Origin of the sequence: Thiothrix eikelboomii (assembly GCF_900167255.1) — a bacterium.
Lineage (GTDB): Bacteria > Pseudomonadota > Gammaproteobacteria > Thiotrichales > Thiotrichaceae > Thiolinea > Thiolinea eikelboomii.
Genome location: NZ_FUYB01000017.1, coordinates 38171 through 61492, shown reverse-complemented (window position 1 = coordinate 61492; position 23322 = coordinate 38171). Strand labels below are relative to the sequence as shown.

Annotated in this window: 19 protein-coding genes; 6 read left to right on the top strand and 13 right to left on the bottom strand. The window is 44.8% G+C overall.

The window, feature by feature from the left end:
- Nucleotides 1-81: 81 nt before the first annotated feature.
- The 6 genes from B5D50_RS14730 to B5D50_RS14705 all read right to left on the bottom strand — a co-directional run bounded on the left by B5D50_RS14730 (nucleotide 82) and on the right by B5D50_RS14705 (nucleotide 8977).
- Nucleotides 82-1878, bottom strand: coding sequence for an ATP-binding cassette domain-containing protein (locus tag B5D50_RS14730; protein ID WP_078923416.1), 1797 nt, complete (start codon nucleotides 1876-1878; stop codon nucleotides 82-84).
- Nucleotides 1879-1911: 33 nt separating this feature from the next.
- The gene (locus B5D50_RS14725; protein WP_159448650.1) at nucleotides 1912-2760 is read right to left on the bottom strand and encodes a hypothetical protein; all 849 of its coding nucleotides are present in this window, start codon (nucleotides 2758-2760) and stop codon (nucleotides 1912-1914) included.
- A 115-nt stretch (nucleotides 2761-2875) separates the two neighbouring features.
- Complete coding sequence (locus tag B5D50_RS14720; protein WP_078923414.1) at nucleotides 2876-3274, bottom strand: hypothetical protein; 399 nt, start codon at nucleotides 3272-3274, stop codon at nucleotides 2876-2878.
- 86 nt (nucleotides 3275-3360) lie between these two features.
- Nucleotides 3361-6612: a putative inorganic carbon transporter subunit DabA gene (locus B5D50_RS14715; RefSeq protein ID WP_078923413.1), complete on the bottom strand. Its 3252-nt coding sequence runs from the start codon at nucleotides 6610-6612 to the stop codon at nucleotides 3361-3363.
- 141 nt (nucleotides 6613-6753) lie between these two features.
- Nucleotides 6754-7173, bottom strand: a complete 420-nt coding sequence (locus tag B5D50_RS14710; protein WP_078923412.1) for an acyl-CoA thioesterase — start codon at nucleotides 7171-7173, stop codon at nucleotides 6754-6756.
- 1 nt (nucleotide 7174) lies between these two features.
- Nucleotides 7175-8977 (bottom strand): PHA/PHB synthase family protein, encoded by a 1803-nt coding sequence (locus B5D50_RS14705; protein WP_078923454.1) that lies wholly within the window; start codon nucleotides 8975-8977, stop codon nucleotides 7175-7177.
- 256 nt (nucleotides 8978-9233) lie between these two features.
- Here B5D50_RS14705 and speA point away from each other — a divergent pair, with 256 nt between their 5' ends.
- The 4 genes from speA (at nucleotide 9234) to B5D50_RS14685 (ending at nucleotide 12628) form a co-directional block, all read left to right on the top strand.
- Entirely contained in the window at nucleotides 9234-11132 is a 1899-nt protein-coding gene (speA, locus tag B5D50_RS14700; RefSeq protein ID WP_078923411.1) for a biosynthetic arginine decarboxylase, read from the top strand.
- Nucleotides 11133-11278: 146 nt separating this feature from the next.
- Nucleotides 11279-11827, top strand: coding sequence for a hypothetical protein (locus tag B5D50_RS14695; protein ID WP_159448649.1), 549 nt, complete (start codon nucleotides 11279-11281; stop codon nucleotides 11825-11827).
- 11 nt (nucleotides 11828-11838) lie between these two features.
- A complete protein-coding gene (locus B5D50_RS14690; protein ID WP_078923409.1) occupies nucleotides 11839-12084 on the top strand; it encodes a YcgL domain-containing protein in 246 nt (81 codons plus the stop codon).
- Nucleotide 12085: 1 nt separating this feature from the next.
- Nucleotides 12086-12628, top strand: coding sequence for a gamma carbonic anhydrase family protein (locus tag B5D50_RS14685; protein WP_078923408.1), 543 nt, complete (start codon nucleotides 12086-12088; stop codon nucleotides 12626-12628).
- Between the two features lie 6 nt (nucleotides 12629-12634).
- On the opposite strand, the gene B5D50_RS14680 is transcribed toward B5D50_RS14685, so the two are convergent.
- The 7 genes from B5D50_RS14680 to dnaA all read right to left on the bottom strand — a co-directional run bounded on the left by B5D50_RS14680 (nucleotide 12635) and on the right by dnaA (nucleotide 22528).
- On the bottom strand, nucleotides 12635-13555 hold the full coding sequence (locus tag B5D50_RS14680) for a hypothetical protein (RefSeq protein WP_078923407.1): 921 nt from the start codon (nucleotides 13553-13555) through the stop codon (nucleotides 12635-12637).
- A 155-nt stretch (nucleotides 13556-13710) separates the two neighbouring features.
- Nucleotides 13711-14178, bottom strand: a complete 468-nt coding sequence (locus tag B5D50_RS14675) for a hypothetical protein (protein WP_078923406.1) — start codon at nucleotides 14176-14178, stop codon at nucleotides 13711-13713.
- Nucleotides 14175-16211: a M3 family metallopeptidase gene (locus B5D50_RS14670; RefSeq protein WP_078923405.1), complete on the bottom strand. Its 2037-nt coding sequence runs from the start codon at nucleotides 16209-16211 to the stop codon at nucleotides 14175-14177. Before B5D50_RS14670 ends, B5D50_RS14675 begins: the two co-directional genes overlap by 4 nt.
- Nucleotides 16212-16264: 53 nt before the next feature.
- Nucleotides 16265-18679: a DNA topoisomerase (ATP-hydrolyzing) subunit B gene (gene gyrB, locus B5D50_RS14665; RefSeq protein ID WP_078923404.1), complete on the bottom strand. Its 2415-nt coding sequence runs from the start codon at nucleotides 18677-18679 to the stop codon at nucleotides 16265-16267.
- 8 nt (nucleotides 18680-18687) lie between these two features.
- Nucleotides 18688-19797 (bottom strand): DNA replication/repair protein RecF, encoded by a 1110-nt coding sequence (recF, locus tag B5D50_RS14660; RefSeq protein WP_234975893.1) that lies wholly within the window; start codon nucleotides 19795-19797, stop codon nucleotides 18688-18690.
- 8 nt (nucleotides 19798-19805) lie between these two features.
- Nucleotides 19806-20915, bottom strand: coding sequence for a DNA polymerase III subunit beta (gene dnaN, locus B5D50_RS14655; RefSeq protein WP_078923403.1), 1110 nt, complete (start codon nucleotides 20913-20915; stop codon nucleotides 19806-19808).
- 200 nt (nucleotides 20916-21115) lie between these two features.
- Nucleotides 21116-22528, bottom strand: a complete 1413-nt coding sequence (dnaA, locus tag B5D50_RS14650) for a chromosomal replication initiator protein DnaA (protein ID WP_078923402.1) — start codon at nucleotides 22526-22528, stop codon at nucleotides 21116-21118.
- A 239-nt stretch (nucleotides 22529-22767) separates the two neighbouring features.
- Here dnaA and rpmH point away from each other — a divergent pair, with 239 nt between their 5' ends.
- A complete protein-coding gene (gene rpmH, locus B5D50_RS14645; protein ID WP_078923401.1) occupies nucleotides 22768-22902 on the top strand; it encodes a 50S ribosomal protein L34 in 135 nt (44 codons plus the stop codon).
- 14 nt (nucleotides 22903-22916) lie between these two features.
- Complete coding sequence (gene rnpA / locus B5D50_RS14640) at nucleotides 22917-23306, top strand: ribonuclease P protein component (protein WP_078923400.1); 390 nt, start codon at nucleotides 22917-22919, stop codon at nucleotides 23304-23306.
- Nucleotides 23307-23322 lie beyond the last annotated feature (16 nt).

Genomic DNA, 23322 nt, shown 5'->3' with positions numbered 1-23322 from the left:
ATCAGCCAATCAAGCAATCGACGGGCGGTTAACAGCAGTTTCATTAGAATTCCGTGAGGACTTCATTAGGCGACTGGTTTTCTAAGGATTTTCTAAAGTTTCCCAACGAGCAAAAGCCTGCTCAAGTTCAGCGGTTAATTGTTCTAATTCCTGTTGCTTAGCGGTAATTGTTGCCGCATCTTGCTGATAAAATGCAGGCGTTGCCATCCATCGTTGTAGCTCTGCTAGCTGAGTTTCCAACTGCTCAATCAAGCCGGGCAATTGCTCAAGCTCACGCTGCTCTTTATAACTGAGCTTTTTGAGTTTAGTGCTTGGTTTCGCTTCTTCTTTAAGGGCAGTCGTTGTTGGCTTAGCGGCTGGCTCATTGAGCTTGTCTGTTACGGGTGCAGGACGTTGGATTAACCAATCATCATAGCCACCTGCATACTCACAAATGCTAGCATTCTCAAACACAATACTGCGCGTCACGACCGAATTTAAAAAACTACGATCATGCGAGATGAGAATTAAACTACCTGCATAATCAATTAATAATTCTTCCAATAACTCTAAAGTTTCTGCATCGAGATCATTCGTCGGCTCATCGAGCACTAACAGATTAGACGCTTGCGCAAACAAGCGTGCTAATAATAAACGATTACGTTCCCCACCTGACAACACTTTAACTGGTTTTTGAATTTGCAAAGGCGTAAATAAAAAGTCCTGTAAATAGCTAATCACATGTTTACGCTGGCCATTGATTTCAACGAAATCTGAACCCGGTGCAAGATTTTCACGCAGATTTTTTTCATTATCAAATTGAGCACGATGTTGATCGAAATACACAATCTGTAGATTAGTGCCTTGCTTAATTGTACCGGCTTGCGGCGTCAACTCACCCAGCAATAGCTTAATCAGGGTCGTTTTCCCCACACCATTCGGACCAATAATGCCGATTTTGTCACCACGTAGAATCGTCGTGCTAAAGTTGTTAATCAGCGGTTGCCCATCAAAACCATAACTAAGCTTGCTCGCCTCTAATACCAGCTTGCCTGAAGCTTCTGCTTGACCAATTTGTGCTTGGACTTTGCCTTGCAGATTACGGCGCTGGCGAAATTCTTCGCGCATCGCTTCTAAGCGACGCACTCGACCCTCATTACGTGTCCGGCGCGCTTTAATTCCTTGACGAATCCAAACCTCTTCCTCCGCTAAGCGCTTATCGAATAAAGCGGCTTGCTGTGACTCAGCCTCTAAAGCCGCTTGTTTGTTTTCTTGGTATTTATCAAAGTTACCCGTCCAACTCGTTAAGCGCCCTCGATCCAATTCAATAATCCGAGTTGCCAGCTTGCGTACAAAAGCACGATCATGGCTGACAAATAACAGCGTTGCTTTATAGCTGAGTAGAAAATTTTCCAGCCATTCAATCGCTGGAATATCTAAATGATTGGTTGGCTCATCCAAAAGCAAAATATCAGGATTGGCGACTAAAGCACGTGCTAATAAAGCGCGCCGCTTCCAGCCCCCGGATAAATCATCAAAGGCTTGCTCACCCTTTAATTGTAAACGACTTAAGATAGCTTCAATCTGCCACTGGGTTTGCCATGCTTCTTCAGTCGCTTGCTCACCAAAACCTGCGGCAACAATCTCAAACACACTCTCACGGTTGCCATGCGGGACATCTTGTTGCAGGCGAGCAATTTTTAAATCTGGCGAGTGAATAATTTCCCCATCATCTGCCTGCACCTCACGGCACAATAGCTTCATGAGGGTTGATTTACCTGTACCGTTGCGCCCAACTAGACATAAGCGTTCACCTGCTTCGATTTGCAAATCAATGCCATCGAACAGACGATTATCCCCGTTTTCGAGGTGAATATTGCGTAGATGTAATAATGCCATGCGGCGGATTATCTCAGCTCGCTTTTCAACTAGCTAGGCTGACTGTAGATTATTTTCTTGGGTTGAGAGAACTAAATTTGCAGTACGCATACTTAATAAATGTTGGTGCAAATCATGACTATGCTGGCGCAAAGAGGCTAGAGAGCAACGTAAAGCCAGTACTTGTTGCTGAGCTGTGTCTAATTCACTCATTTCCCATAAGATGGGTTTAGGTTTTTCCTCAATCTCAGGTTCAGGTGCATACAGCTGTACCACCGTTTCGCGAAATAGTTTTTCCATATCCAAGCAGCCTTGTTTATAGGCGACTGGATTCTTTAAACGGAGCTCTTCACGTAAATAACCACGAATTGGCTCAGGAACTAGCAATAAATCATGGTGACTTGGAATCGGTGGTGCTAATAAATGCAGACGGCGTAGGTTCTCAATCACCCAATGCCAATGATCTTCGTTTAAGCGCCCTAACGGAGCTAGGAAGCGAATATAATCATCACGACGGCTCAACCAACGCTCCACAAAGGTAGAGCGAAAAACTAGTTTCATCGGTAATTGTGGCACGGCTTGATCACTGAGACTCAGCAAATACAGCAAAGTCATGTCAGAGGCCCCCGCTAACTTTAATTGAAACGCAGCCAGCACTCGACGTAATGCCCGTCCATGCGGACGTTGATCAAGCAACACGGGAATACTATCTAAACCATTTAAGCGCCCTGCATACCAACGCTTTAGATAAGCACTGAGTAGGCTTAAAGTTAATGGATCATTTTCGAAATTTTGTGCGACTTGCTCTAATTTAGCCAGCTCAGCTTTGATTCCTTGTGTCAGCAAAAACTGCCCACCGACAAAGACCTCCGCTTCGGTTGTTTTTTGGTTAACTGTGCCCACAGTCAAAATTGGATTCCCAGACATCATCAGCCCCCGATAATAGACCTTAAGCCTTAGGTCTTTGCTATTAGTTATCCAAACACCTTAAGATGTATTATCGGGCAGGTCAATAGCTCTATTCAGTCTTGAGCGGTGTATGCGTAATGAGTTCTTCTGAACCGGGGAGGGGTTGGTCGACTAGCTCATTGGCGATCAAAGCTTCTGGATGAGTTGCGACTTCATCTATCGGCGGCTCATTGAGTTCAACGATGGCACTGGCGGTCGTTTCTATATCGGATAGATCCGTCGTCATACTGATTAAACAGGTATTAATATTGGCCTCACGCTCACTACCTTGTAAACCTTCATCATTTGCATAACTTTCACATAGCTCCTGCATGAGTTTTTTGCTATCTGAATCCACGGGTGCTTCAGCAGCCACCGCCTCCTGCACAGGCAACAGATTATGCGTATCCGCTTGGAGGGGTAAACTCACGGCTAGGAGTAAACCCAATAAATAGATCACCGTTTGCATCTTAATCTTGAGTCTCCATCATAAGGTTAGCTTGGCATCTTCCCTAAACAGATTATGGACTCATTTTCAGAGGATTGGTTCAGTTATCAAGCGGCGACACTCATAATTTTGGCAGGTGGTAAATAATCACGCTTACCTAAATACCAATCCAACGAGCTTGAGCTAACGGGTAAAGGTAGGGGAATATTATCCCATTTTATCAATCCCTTACCTGGAATAAATTCATATAAAGCTTCAGCTTGCGGATCTTTTACAGCCAATTGCAGCCATTCATTATCTAATAACTGTTTTAAATAAGCTTGCCGCTGATAAATCGCGGTTACAGTTTCGACTAAAGCCTCTACCACGACTAATAAACGCATCGGCTCATGTAGCTCAGTCATTTGCTGTGCCAGCCCTGTGCGTAAATCGCTAGCTGTACCCTCCATAACTGCAAAGCCCCCGACTAAATTATGTAAGATCTTGCTGCCCGACCCTAAATAACCGTTTTGAATCCGTGAAAAATAATAATCGAGTACAATCCCTACCCCGACCACACCATTTCCTAATAATTGCCCCTCTAATAAACGCCCTTCAGGGTCTTGTGCATAATCATATGAAATTAAGAAGGAACGCCGATCCCAAAAGCGTTGTTGGCTCATCGTGCGCTTACCAATAAAAGCGACTGCACAACCTTGATGCCCTAATTCTGCCCGCGCTTGGTCGGGAGCTGCCGCACGGTTATGGACATGTCGATAGGCTTGTAGAGGGGAGAGGGTTAAAGGAGCGGTCGCAAACTTTCGACAGCGCTCATGGGCTGAAGCACGGGAAGCTTTAACTAATTGTGCTTGCAAATGTTCAAATTCAGCCTGATGGGTATTAGGGATTAAATCGGTGTCAAACCAAGTAATATCATCATTGGTCGTATCGTGCTCAGCAGCGACAAACCAACAATCGGCTGGAAGATGAATATGATGCTTAAGTGCTAAACCCGCACGTACCTCTGGATCATTGATACTGCCCACAAAAGCCCGTGCATTCGGCCCCCCAAAACGACCACTACAAGCCCCACAACCATAAGCCAGCAAATGAGGATTATTCAAATGCTGGGCACGATGGGCGATTAAACAGACTAGACGTGCAAACCGTTGGGTAAAACCCGCCGCCTTAATAAACACAGCAATCTTTTCGATTTTCTCTTCTAAATTCAGGCCCAGTTGAAGCGCCGACTGGGGAGCTTGAGTCGTTTTTAGGGTCGCAGTCGCTGTGGCTGCCGTGTAGTCCACTCGTAAATTGACGGGTTTTAACAAGTTTTTAATCAGGTGTTGTTTATGCTGTTGATAAGAACCTGCCGCTAAACTACGCCCCAATAATTCACTCAGCGCTAAGCCACTTAGGACGGGTAAACTCAAGCAAGTTTGCCAAGCACTTTGACGTAAGGCATGACTTTTAAATAATTTAAGCTTTTCTAAACGACTCAGTTTATGACTATAACCAGCAATCTCTGCAGGCGAATCGCTCGGGTCGGCTACTTCACGAAACTCATGGACAGCTGTTACCACTGGTTGAGCCAATTTCAGCATTTTTGGATTATTAAAGCTGCGCCAGTAGTTAGGCAAACCAAAAACCCCCGCGACCCCCAAAGTGACAAAGCGTGGCTCGATTTCCTCTAAATGCCGTCGCATCGACTCCTCACGATCATCCATACAAAACAATAATTGAGCTAAGGGCTGACTTGGCTGATTCAATTGGATAGGACTCATTAAAGCATTAAATACCGATAAGCGATAATGATGCTCATAGGCACGTAGCCATAAATAACCCCGCGTATTCGGATCATCCAAAGCTTGCATCAACAAGCTAATTCGTCCGATCTGCTCCCGAGTTAATCGTTCTAGCTGTGAAGCAGCTAAGCCTAGATGCTGGGATAAGACAAATACCCGCCATACCACTTGGTACATATCCATACGAACGGGCAAAGTCGTGCCAGCGGCTAATTTCCACGTCATAATCATATGAGCCAGCTGATGCCATTGCTCCGCTGAAATCTCATCACCAATCCCACTCAACAAACCGGAAGCCAGCATTTGCAAATGCTCAGGCAACCGAGCTTGCCAAGCATAAAAACGAACTAATAATTCAGGTAAATTATGATTGAAATAACCCCTTAGCTCAGGCAAAGAAGCTTCAATATTCCAATACTCACGAGTGACTTGGCGGCAGTGCAAATGCTCTAAGACGAGACGTACTGCTAAATAATCAGCCATCGCCACCGCTGTCGGTTGCTCTGCATACTGCGGATGCTGGGCGCGCCAATTCACCATTCCTGACCAACCCGGCATTTCCAACGCCAAGCTCCGCAAATAAGCGCCCCAATTTTCACGAGCAATACCAATTCGCATTAATTCACTGCGAATAATGGTTAAGGGATTATCCTCTAGAGACAGGATGTAATCATGCCAAGGATCTAACTCACTAAACCCCGGAAAATGATCATTCAATGCTAAATTTTTCCAATAGGCTAAAAAGCCACCTGACTTCTCACTTAACCCCGAAAGCTCTAAATCTAACCATTGACCTAACTGACGAAATAGCAACGGGCATAAAGTATGTAAGACATCTTCCCCTGTCAGAGCTTTTAATAAGCCGCGTAAAGTTGTCATCGGGCCGACTTGCTCAATTAACCGATGCAGGCGTTCATGGCCAGCATGGGTGACTTGCTGCTCCATATCCAGCTCATCTAAATGTGCTGTTTCTTTAATCTCCTGCCATAAGTGGCTCAAATTACTGGCACTTAAATAAGTCACTGCCTCGGGATGAGAAAAATCTTCGTGAATATCCAGCAGGCTTAAAGTTGCTTTCCATAAAGCCTGTAGGGCTGATCCCGGATTGGCAGGATCGACGTGTGCGGCTTGCAATAAACGAGTTTGGCTAGTGGCTGCCACGGCAGACTGAAATTTCTCAAGCGCTTGCTCTTCTTCAATCTTCCAGCGAACTTGTCGATAACTGAGCTTTTTAATGGGATGCAAGAGCATTAACTGGCTTAAATCACGGACAGTCCAGCCCTCTAAGATTTGCTCATCAGAGCCAAACTCGGGCTCACTGGCTAATACCGCCTGTAAATCAGCGGCTGTAATTCGCCCTTGGTCATAAAAACGTCGGTACTCACTTTGGCTGAGATAAGCCAGTGCACCGGTACGCTGATAAACCTGTTTTAAAGCTTGTGCAAAGGGTAATTGCTCATAATGCATCAAGGGATTGAAATGTACAAAATCCGGCAGCGGCGCTTGAATAGGGAGCACCGTCGTCAGTGCATCAATTTGCTTTTGGAGATAAAGATGCTGCGCTTGAATGTCCATACCATCCCACTAAACTGATCCAGAAAACAGGGATATGAACATTAATTCTCGCCAAGGGTCAAGCACCCTGAAGGAGGGGAGCACGGCAAGGACTTGCTTCAAGGAGGCCAGTCGCTAAAAACGGCGGCCATGCCCGAGGTATTAGCCAGTAACTGCCTGCACCAGATAAGCGGGGAGTGGGGCAGACTTACCAGTACGCCGATCCATCCATACGACTTTAGCAGAACCTTCACTCGCCATTTCATTAGGAGCAGAAAGCGCAAACACTTCATACCAAGTCATAAAGCTTGAACGTCCAAGCTCACCCACATAACAATCAATACGTACACTGTCAGGATAAGTGATCGGCTTTAAAAAGGTACAACTGACATTAATCACCACCGTCGCAAAGTCACCGTCAGTAATTTGATTACCTAGCATATTCACCAGCATTTGTACCCGCGCCTCTTCAAGATAGCGCAGATACAATGCATTATTCACATGTCCAAATGCATCCATATCACCCCAGCGTACTGCTAAGCTGCAGCTGTACACTAAGCGTCGAATACTAGCCTCGCTCATATTAACTCGCCTTTACACGGACATAAGTACCGGGTGCATCGCCCAGTGCTGCTAATTGACCGCTACCCGGTACACGGGCAGCAGTTTCACCGCCTGTATATTGAGTTATCCATTGATCCCAATCATGCCACCAAGATTGTTTCACCAAGGCAGCAGCTTGCAACCATGCTTCAGCAGACTCGGGTAATTGCTCATTCACCCAATGGCCGTATTTATCCGCTGAAGCAGGATTAATAATACCCGCAATATGCCCAGACTGACCTAATACAAAGCGCACTGGGCCTGAAAACAATTGTGCTCCCGCATAGGTACTAGGCCAAGGCGCGATATGATCATCATAAGCCGAGACGAAATAGACTGGCGTTGTCACTGTGCTCAGATCAAGGTCAGTCGCTAATAATTGAAGACCATTCGGTTGGCAGAGCTTATTTTCTAAATACATTTTGCGTAGATAGAAGCTGTGCATAGCAGCCGGCATACGGGTACTGTCTGAATTCCAGAACAATAAATCAAAGGGCATAGGGTCTTTGCCCAATAAATACAAATTCACAAAGAATGACCAAATTAAATCATTCGCTCGCAGCATATTGAAGGCTGCCCCCATATTCTTGCCATCTAAATAGCCACCGTTATCTTCCATGCGTTGCTCTAAAGCAGCCACTTGCGGCTCATCTAAGAACACACCAATTTCCCCCGGCTCAGAAAAATCGAGCAAAGTCGTGAAGAAAGTAGCACTTTTAATCCGATCATCCTGATTCGCGGTCAACCAAGCTAAAGTCGCACCGGTTAAAGTCCCCCCTAAACAATAACCGACTATATTAACCTCACGCTCACCTGTGGCTTGCTCAATCGCATCGAGTGCGGCCAAAGTACCTGCACTGAGATAATCATCAAAGCTTAAATGCGCTTGCTCAGCACTTGGGTTAGCCCATGAAATAATAAATACCGTATGCCCTTGCTCAACAGCCCATTTGACATAGGAATTCTGCTCACGCAAGTCAAGAATATAAAACTTGTTAATCCAAGGGGGGACAATTAACAAAGGACGCTGATGCACTTGTTCTGTACTTGGACTGTACTGAATCAGCTCCATGAGCGGATTACGGAAAATAACCTTGCCCGGTGTAGTCGCAATATCTTTGCCCAGTTCAAAGGCCTTCATATCGGTCATCCGAATGCGCAATTCACCGTCTTGAAAATCATTGAGAAGATTTTCCATGCCTTTGACTAAATTAGCGCCTTGGGTGTCATAGACCATTTTCCATACTTGTGGATTGCTAGCTGCATAGTTGTTAGGCGCCAAGGCATCCACTAGACTATTTAAAAAAAAGGCGGCTTTTTGAGCTTCATGTTCTGGCAAGCCCTCCGTAATCTTAATTAATTTTTTCCAATAATCTGCTAGATTTAAATAGGCTTGCATCAAAGTTTCGCCAGCAGGATTTTCACGCCAAGCCGGATCTTTAAAACGCCGATCTTTGAGACTGGACTCTTCGCTAAGACTCATTCCTGAAAATCCTAGCATCTGCAGGCCGATTCGTTGGCTTAACTGTGCTTGATCTTGAATCAGTTGGTAGTTTGCCTGTGCAATCGTGAAAGGATGCCAGACTAGGTTTGCTGCCCAACGCAGGGCTGAATTTTGAAAGGCTAGATCGCCCGCCGAAAAGCGTGGTTTCGCCTTAAGGCTCGCACCCGTTGCCCGCAATAGAAATTGCTGCCACAAGCCAAAAGCCTTATTAAGATTGGCATGAAGTTCAAAAGGGTCAAATTGATCAGCGATCGCATTGGCTTCAAAGGGTTTGCCCATCAGCTGCGCTCCTTCAGTTAGCGTGGCCTGAAAATCAGAGGAATAGAGTGAACTTGGTTGTTGGCTTGCATAGATTTGCCAAACATCATAAAGATTTTGATGCTTAGCACAAGAGATTTTCCGACAAAAGTCGAGGAAGCCGCTGAAGATTTTTTCCAAGCACAGCTGGCTAAGCGCAACGAAGATAGCCACTAAGAAACTTTGCGAGTATTCTGCGCGAATTGCAGCAAATTATTTTAAATTTAGCAGGATTAACATGCGTACAGAAAGCAATTGGAATCTGGATTCTGCCCGCCAGCTTTACCGAGTTCGTCATTGGGGCAACGGTTATTTTGATATTAATGAGCAAGGCCATGTTGCTATGTGCTTGCCGCATAGCCAACAACAAGTCGATCTCTACGAATTTGCCCAGCGTGTTCATCAAGACAATGAGATGCGCTTCCCATTACTAGTCCGCTTTGTGAATGTGCTGCATGATCGCGTTCAACGCCTACAAATTGCGTTTAATAAAGCTATTGCTGAATCGGGTCAAACCAGCCGCTATACGGCTATTTATCCTATCAAAGTGAATCAACAACGCAGTGTCGTCCAACAGATCTTAGCGGGTGGCAAACAGCAAGTGGGTCTTGAGGCTGGAAGTAAACCTGAGCTTATGGCTGTACTTGGCTCAGCACCAGAAGGCTGTACGATTATTTGCAATGGCTATAAAGACCGTGAATATTTACGCCTCGCGCTCATCGGGCGGCAAATGGGACACAAAATCTATATCGTTGTCGAGAAACCTTCCGAGCTATTAGAAACCTTAGAGGAAGCTGAAAAACTACAAATTGAGCCACTCCTAGGAATAAGGGTACGCTTATACTCACTGGGCAAAGGTAAATGGCAAAATACCGGTGGAGAAAAATCTAAATTTGGCTTATCCGCTGCTCAAGCCTTAAATATGTTAGCCACGCTCAAGCAAGCGGGCAAAATCGACTGCTTACAGCTCCTACATTTCCACATGGGTTCGCAGATCGCAAATATTCAAGACATCCAACGCGGTATGCGTGAAGCCAGCCGCTATTTTGCTGAACTGCACCAACTCGGAGCAAATATTCGAGTGATTGATGTAGGCGGTGGCTTAGGGGTGGATTATGAAGGTTCACGCTCGCGAAGCGAAGGCTCGATCAATTACACCTTACAAGAATATGCGAATACCGTGGTGCGTAGCGTGTTCGATGCTTGTGAGGATTATCAAGTGCCCATGCCCGATTTTATCACTGAATCCGGGCGTGGCATGACAGCCCATCATGCGGTGCTGATTACGAATGTCATTGATACGGATCCCGAGCAACCTGAATCCGCTCCTGTGATTCATAAGCCACAAGAAGCAGATCCAACCATTTTGCATAATCTCTATCGTTTGTTGCAAAATCTAACGACTGTACCGCCTTCAGAAATTTATCATGATGCGGCTTATTGGTTAAGCGAAGCACATGGTTTATATGCGCATGGGGCAATCAACCTGCAACAACGTGCTCAAGCCGAAAACTTACATCGAGCGATTAGCCAAAAACTGATTGCTAACCCTGAAATCTTTAATACCTTAGAAACTGAAATTCAAACCCATCTGCGTGAGCGTCTAGCTGATAAATATTTCTGTAATTTCTCCTTATTTCAATCCATGCCAGATGCTTGGGCTATTGATCAAATCTTCCCGATTATGCCTTTGCATTGCTTAGACGAAGCCCCCAGCCGTCGTGTGACTCTGCAAGATCTTACTTGTGATTCAGATGGCACTATCGAGCGCTATGTTGAAAATGGACGCTTAGAAACCACCTTACCCTTACACCCCTTAAAGCCGAATCAAACTTATCTATTGGGTATTTTTATGGTGGGTGCTTATCAAGAAATTTTAGGTGACTTGCATAATTTATTTGGTGATACCGACTCGATCAATGTGGAACTGTTTCCTGATGGCAGCTATCAAATCAGTGAACCTGAACGCGGAGACACGATTGACGAGCTACTGCGCTCTATTCACTTTGAGCCAAAAAACCTATTAGCTCAATGCCGTAAGAAGTTAGCCGCAGCGGTAGATAATACCGATCGTCAGAAAATGCTGCTGCGGGAAATTGAAGCAGGTTTAATCGGTTATACTTATTTAGAAGATTAAAAATACTCAGAGGGTTAGCTGTGGAGTATCTATTAATTGTTGCCTTCGCTATAGGGCTACTACTATTTCTGTTAAGCTGGCTAAGGGTTATTATTGCCGGTTTTGCCCATCACTTCCTAACTGGCATTGTAGCTATTCTGCCGGTCGTGAATATCCTGGTTTTACCCAGTGTCTGGCATCAGGTGTATGCTTGGGTGATGGCTGGTTTTATTGGCTTCTTATTAGCGGTCGCAACCTGGTTTGCGGGTGCTGATAAGCAAGTGTATCAATACGCACATCAAGCTGGCTTTGAACTACCGGCGCAGCAAGTTACTCATCCGGTCGCTGCGAGTGAGGTCGCTACAAATCAAGCTACGGTGGAAGTTAAAATCCCCTCCACGACCCATACCGTTAACACGCCACAAACAGCGAATGATGATCCCAATCAACCCGCCCAACCTTTACCCACCGGTAAAGAGTTACCCAAAACAGCGTTATTTACGATGGCGTATAAAGCCGTGGATACCCAACAACTCGGCGAATATCAAGGCCAATACATTCGCCTTACCCAAAAAGATCGCCAACAGTATGAGGGTAAATTGCTAGACACTGAAGCGGGTGCATTGAGAATTGAACGGCGTATGAATGGTGGCTTGGTAGAACATAAGGTAAGCTTCGCCGATATAGTTTCCAGTGAAGTAATGACCCGCGAATAAAAGGATGCTTTATGCAATGTTATGTGTATCGAAGCCGACGTAAACAACAAACTTATTTGTTTTTACCTCAGCGTGATGACTTCTCTCAAGTACCTGCTTCTTTGTTAAAGCTATTTGGCGATGCGGAGTTTTCGTTTGAATTCGAACTATCAACTGCGCGTAAAATGGTGTTAGCCGAAGCCAGCGAAGTCAAACGTAATATTCAAGAAAATGGCTTTTATCTACAATTGCCACCGGGTGAAGAGCAGGCTTGTTGAGATGACGATTAAAGCATTTGAAGGCCATTATCCTAACATTCATCCTGAAGCCTGGGTGGATGAATCTGCTTATGTAAGTGGACAAGCCAGTTTAGGGGCAGGTTGTTCAGTCTGGCCAATGGTAGTGATTCGTGCGGATATTAATCCCATCACCATTGGTGAACGGACTAATATTCAAGATGGGGCTGTACTGCACGTAACACATGGCAGCTCATTCACAACCCCAGCAGGTTTCCCTTTAATCATTGGGGATGAGGTCATTGTTGGGCATAAAGCGGTCTTACATGCTTGCACCATCGGAAATCGTTGTTTAATTGGCATGTCGGCTACAGTCATGGATGGAGCAGTGATTGGTGACGAGAGCATTATTGCTGCCGGCAGTCTCGTCCCACCAGGTAAACAATTAGCAGGTGGCTATTTATATGCAGGTAGCCCCGTCAAACAAATGCGGCCGATTACTGAGAAAGAACGCGCCTTTTTTAGCTATTCTGCAAATTATTACGTCAAGCTTGCTCAACGTACCGACGCTTCTTCAGCAAACTGATGGGGACTAATCCATCGCTAAGATAATCTTATTGATAGTATTTTCCTTAACCCAGAACTGTCGACTACGTACTGTCGAATCATGAGTAGCGATAACCTCATAAAACCCAGTCGGTACAGTAATACCTTGGGAATGTTGATAGTAATTGCCTATATGTTGACGCTCACCACCTTGTTCTAAGCGAAAAACTGTCCAAGCTACCGGTTTAAACAAGGGTTGATTATTTTCAACTGCAATCAGACTCACCTGTACGACTGGAATATCAATAGTGACTGTACTCAGATGACCCGCTAAAACATTCACGACTTGTCGACGGGCAACACCACTGTAAGTTGGGGTGACTTCATAAAAACCAGCTGGTACCCAAGCCTCTAAGTATTGAGTAGCCTCAACTGCAAACTTGATATTCGTCTGACTCAAACTATTAATAGTCCAATTAGCAGTATGATTAGCCATGACCGCTAGCTGCCCAAGCTCCGCTTTGAAATACGGTCGACTCACTACATCTGTCTGAATAGCTAACTCTTTATGCAGGGTAAATTGTCCAATACTGAGTTGAATATGGTAATGCCCCTCCTTAAGCTTTAAGGCCTGTACTTGCCCATATACCTGCTGTACCGGTACACCCTGGGCATCACTAATTTGCCAATAGATAGCCTGCTGAGGCACATCCAAAGACTCTGTTAGTTGTACTTCTAAAATGAGATTATTGCCCACAGTTGGGTTTAGGGCAGAGGCTGTGATTGTTTCGGTACTGACTCGCGTATCAAGGATGCTGAACAAGGCTGGTTTATTTGCATCTGCCGCTACAACAGTCTGCCCCCCTAAGAGGCATAAACTAAAATAGAGTAAACCTGCGAGTTGAGACGGTTTAGACCAAGCAATAGCATGGTAAAACCCGCTTAAGGCTATTATTTTTGTAATCATTTTTTGTGAGGGGTTTGTTTGGATCAGCCTATCTAATCCAAATTTGCGGCCAGCCTCCAGTAAAAACCGATGGGGAATCCGGTTTATACGCTTGGCGGTTAAACGAGCAGAACTGGCTCAGTTGGGGTTCAGACTCAACTAACTGAGCACTGAAATTAGCGCTGGGTGACTAGCTTAAAACGAGCTTGATAAGCTTGCGGTGCTGAATCTACGCTAGCAGTAACTTGCCAGTGCATTTCACTTTCACTACAGACGGGTAAACTAAAACTGCCCTGCCAGTCAGTGGCAGTTTGCTTGACTAGTTGCACCGTTTGAAAGCCCATATACATATTGAGACCTTCAATTTTCAACTCGATAGCCTCAACAGATGAGAGACCGCTGAGTTGCAAAGTCGCTTGCACTGGCTTCATTAAGGGTACTGGCTGCGGAGTCAAGCTTAGCTTAATCTGAACTTGTTGATCGCTAGCGCTACAAGCCCGTTCCTGCAAAAAACAATTCGCTTCGGCAATCAACTGCCGATGAGCAGTCGAGCTTGCGTGGGAGGCTGACTCCGTTTGATAAACCTGATAGCCCACTACACCCGTGATCAAGGCTAAGACGAATAACAGACTTATTCGCTTCAAGCTGCTCGAACCAAACCACTATGGCGTAACAGAGCCTCAATTTGTGGTTTACGGCCACGAAAGGCTATAAAAGACTCCATCGCAGGACGAGAGCCTCCCACCTGTAAAATCTCTGCTAAAAACGCTTGCCCTACTTCAGCAGAGAATAAACCTTCCTCCTCAAAGCGTGCATAAGCATCCGCAGAAAGTACTTCCGCCCATTTATAACTGTAATAACCAGCGGCATAACCACCCGCAAAAATATGCGAGAAACTATGTGCCATTCGATTGAAAGCAGGGGGGGTTATAACGGCTACTTCATCACGCACTTCAGCTTGAATCTGCTCTAAATGCCCTGGTTCAGCCGCTCGAGGATCCATGTGCAAACGCATATCAAATAAGGCAAACTCCAACTGACGCACCATCATCATGGCTGTTTGAAAGTGGCGGGCAGCTTGCATTTTATTAAATAGCTCAGCAGGCAATGGCTCGGCAGTTTGCCAATGCCCAGAAATCATCTTTAACACTTCAGGTTCCCAACACCAATTTTCCATGAACTGACTTGGCAGTTCCACAGCATCCCATTCCACCCCATTAATCCCAGCAATATCGGGATAGTCTACGGTCGTGAGCATATGGTGCAGACCATGCCCAAACTCATGAAAGAGAGTAACCACTTCATCATGGGTAAACAGTGCAGGCTTATCACCCACAGGTGGGGTACCATTACAAGTCATGAAGGCAACAGGAATTTGTATGCTCTCTTTACGCTTAAAACGACCACAATAGTCACTCATCCATGCACCACCACGCTTGTGCTGGCGAGCGTATAAATCTAAATAGAATTCAGCTCGCAAACTCCCATCCGCATCAAACACTTGATAGAAGCTTACCTCTGGATGCCAAATATCAACTTCGGTGGCTTGTTGAATCCGCACTTGATACAGACGTTCGACTAAACTAAATAAACCTTGAATCACTTGACTCACTGGAAAATAAGGCTTTAAATCCTCGTCAGAAAAATCAAACCGAGCCTCTTTCATTTTCTCACTGATATAAGTGACATCCCAGGCTTGAACCTCAGCCATCCCAAGCTGCTCCTGAGCAAAGGCCTTTACCTCTGCAAACTCTCGTTCGGCAAAAGGTTTGCTACGTTTGGCCAAGTCCATTAAGAATTCGACCACTTCTTGGGTGGTATCGGCCATCTTCATGGCTAAAGACAATTCTGCATAATTCGCAAAACCTAAAAGCTCAGCCTCTTCTTGGCGTAGACGCAAAATATCTCGCATGGTCTGAGTATTATCCCAAGCCGGATTAGACCCTAACTCGGAAGCACGAGTGGTATAGGCACGGTATAATTCCGCCCGTAATTCACGATTATCCGCATAAGCCAGCACTGAATAATAGCTAGGAAAATCCAAGGTAAATACCCAGCCCTTTAAGTCACGCTGCTGAGCAGCTTGTTGAGCCATCTCCAAACCAGACTCAGGAATCCCCTTGAGTTCATCGAGCTGAGTGACTTGTTTAAACCAAGCATTGGTAGCATCGAGGATATTGTCCGAATACTTCGAGCTTAAGCTCGAAAGCAGTTGGCTAATTTCACGATAACGTTGTTTTTTATCCTCAGCTAAAGCGACACCGCTCAAACGAAAGGAGAGTAAGCTTCTTTGTAAAGCATATTGCTGGCTTAAATCCAGTTGTTGTTCGGTTTCAACAACTGCCTTAACTGCTTCATACAAGGCTTGGTTTTGTCCCATTTCAGTATGATAATCACTAAGCTTAGGCAGGCAGGCATTGTAGGCTAAACGTAGCGATTCTGTATTCGCGACTGCATTCAAATGACTGACAGGTGACCATACCCGTTCTAAACGATCACCTGCCTCATCTAAAGGATAAATCAAATTATCCCAAGAAGGCTGCACAGTCTCTTGCAAACGCTGAGTTAACCATTGGCGGTTTTCATCCAATACTTGCTCTAAAGCAGGCTCAACATGTTCAGCTCGAATTGAACTAAAATTGGGTAGCTCGCCTACGGCTAATAAGGGGTTACTCATATACTTACCTATCACTTGTTCGCTATGACTGATGGGATGTTCCACGTGAAACTTTAAATATCTAAATTCTCAACGGCTAAAGCATTGCTTTCAATAAACTCACGACGGGGTTCTACTTGATCCCCCATCAAGGTTGTAAAGATTTGATCCGCACCAATCGCGTCCTCAATCCTAACTTGCATTAGACGGCGCGCACTGGGGTCCATCGTGGTTTCCCACAGTTGATCGGGATTCATCTCACCCAAACCTTTATAGCGACTAATCGTTAAGCCACGATTCGCTTCCCGCATTAACCAAGCAGCTACCGCATCGAAACGCTGCACCTCATGCTTACGCTCACCACGCTGAATATAAGCACCGTTCGCTAATAAACCATCTAACTCTTGATTGACGCGCATTAACAATTTAAGTTCAGGTGTCAAGAACAACCCTTGATCTAAAACCAGTACATGGTCTAGACCATGTTGACGACGACTCACCTCAATCGCCCATTGCTTATCATCTTCCTTACGGAAAGCGACTTTATATAGACGCTCACCATTCATACTCGCATTGAGTTGTTTAATCGCATTTTCAACCCATGTGAAATAAGCATCCGCGCTCAAATCTTCACTGGCTGCCTGCATGGGTTCGAACAGTAAACTACTTAACACATCATGATCATAGCGGCGAGCTAAGCGGTTAATAATCTGGCGAGCCGAATTATAATGTTGCAATAAAGACTCTAAAGCCTCACCACTGATAGCAGGCGAATCAGCATTAAGATGGAGTTGTGAGCCATCCAAAGCTAATTGAATCAAATAAGCCTCCAAAGCACTATCGTCTTTTACATACTGCTCTTGCTTACCACGCTTCACTTTATACAAGGGGGGTTGAGCAATATAAATATGACCACGCTCGACTAATTCCGGCATTTGCCGATAGAAGAAAGTGAGTAATAAAGTACGGATATGGGAACCATCTACATCTGCATCAGTCATGATGATCACCCGATGATAGCGTAATTTATCCGGGTTATATTCTTCGCGACCAATGCCACAGCCCAAAGCTGTGATTAAAGTGCCGACCTCTTGCGAAGCCAACATTTTGTCAAAACGGGCTTTCTCCACATTTAAAATTTTACCCTTCAACGGCAAAATCGCTTGAGTCCGACGATCACGACCTTGCTTAGCAGACCCACCCGCTGAGTCACCTTCGACCAAAAATAACTCGGACAAAGCGGGGTCTTTTTCTTGGCAATCGGCCAGCTTGCCGGGCAAACCTGCAATATCTAAAGCACCTTTACGCCGTGTCATTTCACGCGCCTTACGAGCTGCTTCCCGAGCACGGGCTGCTTCAATCATTTTCCCCGTGATTAAGCGCGCTTCCTGCGGACTTTCGAGCAGAAATGCACCCAGTCGCTCATTCATTGCCGCCTCGACGACCCCTTTAACCTCCGAAGAAACCAATTTATCTTTAGTTTGCGAGGAAAACTTAGGGTCAGAGACCTTGACCGATAAAACGGCCGTTAAACCTTCACGGGCATCATCACCTGTGGGGCTAATCTTTTCTTTTTTAGATAAGCCTTCCGTTTCAATATAATTATTTAGTGTGCGGGTTAAGGCAGCTCGAAAACCTGAAAGGTGAGTGCCCCCATCGCGCTGGGGAATATTATTCGTAAAACAGTACACATTCTCTTGGTAAGAATCATTCCACTGCAAAGCGACCTCTACCCCCATCCCATCTTGTACTGTGCTGAAATAAACGATACTAGGATGCACTGGCGTTTTATTCTTATTCAAATGGGCTACAAAGGCTTGAATACCGCCTTCATATGCAAATACCTCTTCCCGCCCTTCACCACGGCGATCCACCAAACGAATCCTAACCCCAGAGTTTAAGAAGGAAAGCTCACGCAAACGCTTCGCTAAAATATCGTAGTGAAACTCAGTTTGCGTAAAAATAGTTGAGCTAGGCCAAAAGCGCACCGAAGTCCCGGTTCCTTCGGTGTCGCCAATAATAGCTAACGGAGCGACTGGATCACCGAGTTTATAAATTTGCTGGTGCAATTTACCATTACGGCGAATCGTTAACTCAAGCTGTTCTGATAAGGCATTGACAACCGAAACCCCAACACCATGCAAACCACCTGATACCTTGTAGGAATTATCATCGAATTTGCCGCCTGCATGCAGAATAGTCATAATCACTTCCGCCGCTGAGCGTCCTTCTTCAGGATGAATATCCACAGGAATCCCACGCCCATCATCAGAAACTTTCACTGAGCCATCACTGAAAATTTCAACTTTAATCTCTTTGCAATAACCGGCTAGGGCTTCATCAATCGAGTTATCGACGACTTCAAAGACCATATGGTGCAGACCCGTACCGTCGTCGGTATCGCCAATATACATACCTGGACGCTTGCGTACTGCCTCTAAACCACGCAGTACTTTAATATTCGAGGAATCGTATTGTTGCTCGCTCATGACTTTTCCTAAGTATTCACCAGACGGATATGGCCTTGTTCCACGTGAAACAAATGTGCATCTGGAGGTAGAAATTCGGGTAAAGGTTGACGTGTGCTCGTGATAACCAATTGTTTCTGAGTTTTTTGTAAGACCTGAGCCAGCAGGTATTGGTTATCCACATCCAATTCAGCAGCTAAATCATCAATAGCGACTATACCACGTTTTGTGTCAGTTGTGCTGATCGCCTCACTCTGTGCAAGTAATAAAGCAATCCCTAATAACTTTAACTGACCACGAGAGGCTCGGCGGATTACAGGTTCGTCATTCATCGTAATCAACAAATCACCCCGATGTGCACCAAATAAACTGACCCCATAGCGTAGCTCTTGCTCTTGACGCTCTTGAAAAAACTGCTTAAGTGCGAGGGTATCCGTCGGATCAAGTGAGGTAGGAAACCCTGAGTGCAAACGTAAACGAATCGCACCGATGGCTGCATACAATAACTCCACTGAAGCTAAAGCGGTGGTGAGTGACTCAGTGGCTCTTAATCTAAATTGATACAATTTAGGTTGAGCTTGAATCAATTGCTGCGTCCACTCAGCTAAAGCATAGCGTTGATTGGGGTCACGTAAACAAGCATTACGCTGCTTAAGGATACGTTGGTAGTTTTTCCAAGTCTGCTGAAACTCAGGTTCAAGATAAAAAGCTAACCAATCTAATAAACTACGCCGATGTACCGGCGAGCCGATTAGCAAATCAATGCTCTCTGGGTGAATCAAAGTCAACGGCAAATGACTGCTTAGCTCGGCCTGTTGACTGACATCAGCATGATTAATTCTGATACGAGTTTGCCCATTACGCTGTTTAGCAATACCCAAGGGATAACTACTCGCTAAAGCCTCATTCACTAGCCTACCCGTTACTGTCAAGCTATCAGCTTGCTGACTAATCACCTCATGAATCCGCTGAGTCCGAAATGAACGCCCTCTAGACAAGACACAGAGGGCTTCTAAAAAACTGGACTTGCCCGAGCCATTCGCACCGGTAAAAAAGCTCACCGTCGGTGACAAACTCAGCTCACATTGCTGAATCACTCGACAATGTTGGATCACGAGGTGTTGCAGCCAAATGGACAAAGCTTGACCTATAAACGAATCGGCATAATGACATTACGAATCGCTTCATCCTGTGGATCAGTCACCAACGCACTACTCTCTGGCGAGTTTAGCTGCAAGATAATGCTGTCGTGGTTAATATGATTAATCGCATCCAATAGATAGTTAACATTAAATCCAATATTAAAATCCTCACCTTGATAATTAATATCTAATTCATCTTGAGCGGTTTCTTGCTCAGGATTATTCGATTGCACGATTAAAACATTTGGCTGCAAACTCAAGCGTACACCTCGAAATTTTTCATTCGATAAAATCGCAACTCGAGTCAGCATGTCTTTGAAGGCTTTGCGATCTACCTCAATACTGATTCGGCCTTTAGCAGGAACAGCCGCTTGATAATCTGGATAGCGTCCATCTACCAATTTAGTCGTGAATTGGAGCTGATCCAGCTGTACTCTTAAGTGGTTCTGACTAATTTGTAAAGTAACGGGGGTTTTAGCATCACTGCGTAATAAGCGCGTCAGTTCAACGACGCCTTTGCGTGGTAAAATAAACTGCACTAAACTATCCACAAGTGGAGTTTCCTGTGGATAAGTATAGAGGGATAAACGATGTCCATCGGTAGAAACAGTGCGTAAATAAGTAGGCGCCAATTCAAGTAGCAGACCATTTAAATAATAGCGCACATCCTGATTCGCCATTGCAAATGCCGTACTATCCAGTAAAACCTTTAAATCAGCTTCAGGTAATTCAAATTGATAACTTTCACCCAAATCATCTAAACTTGGAAAGTCCTGCGCGGGTAAAGTGGCTAATTCAAAACGACTGCGCCCACAACTCACTAAAGCACGCTGATTATCTAAAACTTCAATCGTAATTAAGCTTTCTGTCGGTAAAGACTTGCAAATATCGGCCAATTTTCGTGCCGGAAGGGTAATAGAACCTGGTATAGCATCTATCACCAAGCTTGAGCTAGCAATCTCTAGCTCAAGGTCAGTGCCTCGCCAATGACTACGACTGTTCGCGATTGTTAACAGTACATTTTCTAAAATGGCTGAGGTGTTACGCTTCTCGATAGCACCTAAGGTTGCTTGTAAGGCTTCTAGTAAAGTTTCCCGAGTCTGTATTAATTTCATTTAGATATATATCTTATCTATAGTAATAATAAGGCTAACATTTTCTGTGGATAAGTAGTCTAAGTAAATGCTTTTAAAAGAAATTAGCGCATGAACTGTTCCTTGAGCAACTAGGGGATTAAGCTGTGGATAAGATGTGGATGATATTCACCTCCAAAGTTATCCACAGGTTTTCCCCCTAATTATCCCTATACTTATCCCTAACTTGTTAGACTCCGTATTAGAATCCGATAGTCTTCCTCCATACGTGGATCAGACTCCCGTAATTCAACAATTTTTCGACAGGCATGGAGTACCGTGGTATGGTCACGCCCGCCAAATTCAGTGCCAATTTCTGGCAAACTATGACTAGTCAACTCTTTGGCTAAAGCCATCGCCACTTGCCGTGGACGTGCGACCGAACGGGTACGGCGCTTAGAATCCATTTCAGTGATACGTACATTATAGTACTTAGCGACCGTTTTCTTGATATTGCTAATCGACACCATTTTATCTTGGCTGGCGAGTTGATCACGTAAGACATCATGTACAAAGTCCATATTGATATCTTGGATACAGCGTAAACGCATACTCGCAATCACTCGCTGCAAAGCACCTTCTAAATCACGAATATTTGAACGGAAGTGCTTAGCAATAAAAAATGCAATATCCTTTGGTAAATACAACTCATGATCTTCAGCTTTCTTGCGTAAGATCGCTACTCGTGTTTCTAAATCTGGGGGTTCGATTTGCATGGTCAAACCCCAATTAAAACGTGAACGCAAGCGATCATCTAAGCCCTCTACATCACGAGGATAACGATCACTGGTTAAAATAATTTGTTTTTGCCCTTCTAATAAAGCGTTGAAAGTATGAAAAAACTCCTCCATTGAACGATCTTTATTAGCAAAAAACTGAATGTCATCAATTAATAAAGCATCAACACTGCGATAATGCTGTTTAAACTCTTCAATACGTGAGGTACGTAAAGCATTCACCATATCATTCACAAATCTTTCTGCATAAACATATAAGACATGTGCCTCAGGATTGGCTTTAAGAATACAGTTGCCAATTGCATGCATTAAATGAGTTTTCCCTAGGCCCACTCCGCCATATAAAAACAATGGATTATAGGAAGAACCCGGATGCTCCCCTACTTGTAAAGCAGCGGCGCGTGCTAATTGATTCGATTTACCTTCGACAAAATTTTCAAACGTCATTTTGATATTCAAGGCATTCACAAATCGCTCTGAGGCAGCTGCAGGTGTGAGCAGATTTAAATCGGCACTGTTGAGCGGATGATTAACCACGGCCGCAGTGCTCGTCGGCGGCGCAACAGGGGACGGATGAGCACTGACGGCTGTAACTGGAGGCTTAGGCAAGGGTTTGGGTGCACTGCGTGATCCAATTTGCAACATGACATCGAAACTGTGATCGCCTGATAAATTACGCACATGTCTTAAGATATGTGGCAAAAAAATCTCATGGATATGTTGTAAAACAATCGGATTGGGGGCAAGCAAATAGAGTGCTTTGGGTTTTTCAACTGCATGTAAGCTTCTTAACCAAGTATTGATTTCTTGGCTAGGAAATTCATGTTCAAGTTGAGTCAGGCATTGTTGCCAAAGCATAAAACAGCGTCCCGTGGTGGTGAACAGGAAAAAAATAGTAGGAATGGATGAAGCTTATTATAAGGCGTGCACGAAGTTATCCACAAGCTAAGAACTTTGTTTGTGGATAAGCTGTTTACTTGACAAAAATAGACTTATCAAGTAATTTGCCTGACCTTTTGGCGACTGGGCTAAGGCATTTGTTTGCAGTCAAGTCCAGTGAAGCCGATTTTATTTCAATTATTTGTTGGTGTATTGCAATGAAAAGAACCTTCCAACCTAGTAATTTACGTCATGCACGTAAACAAGGTTTCCGTGCGCGGATGAGTACTGCTGATGGCCGTAAAATTCTAAGTGCTCGTCGTGCTAAGGGTCGTAAAAATCTAATTCCATAAACTTTAGATTTAGCGTGGCCTCTTATCCGCGCACCTGTCGTCTGACACGACCTAGTGAGTTTCAATATGTATTTGAACGAGGTTTGCATCGGCGTGTTCAGGTTCAAGGCTTATTTGCTCGTGTGCGCGAAAGCTCTAGCTCGCAGGCTAGACTCGGTTTTGCCTTGTCTAAGCGTTCATTGAAGCATGCGGTTGATCGTAACCGAGTGAAACGTTTGACACGTGAAAGTTTTCGTTTGCATCGCGAGCAGCTACCAAGACTAGATATGGTGATCATCACACAGTCTGAGGTGGCACAACTTAACAACGCTGCTATACTGCAGCAGCTTGACATCTTATGGGAGCAATTAAGCAGATTATATCCTGCTTTAAAAACAACTCCTCAAGCCAAATTGACCGTTTAAAGCTTTAACTCCCCAA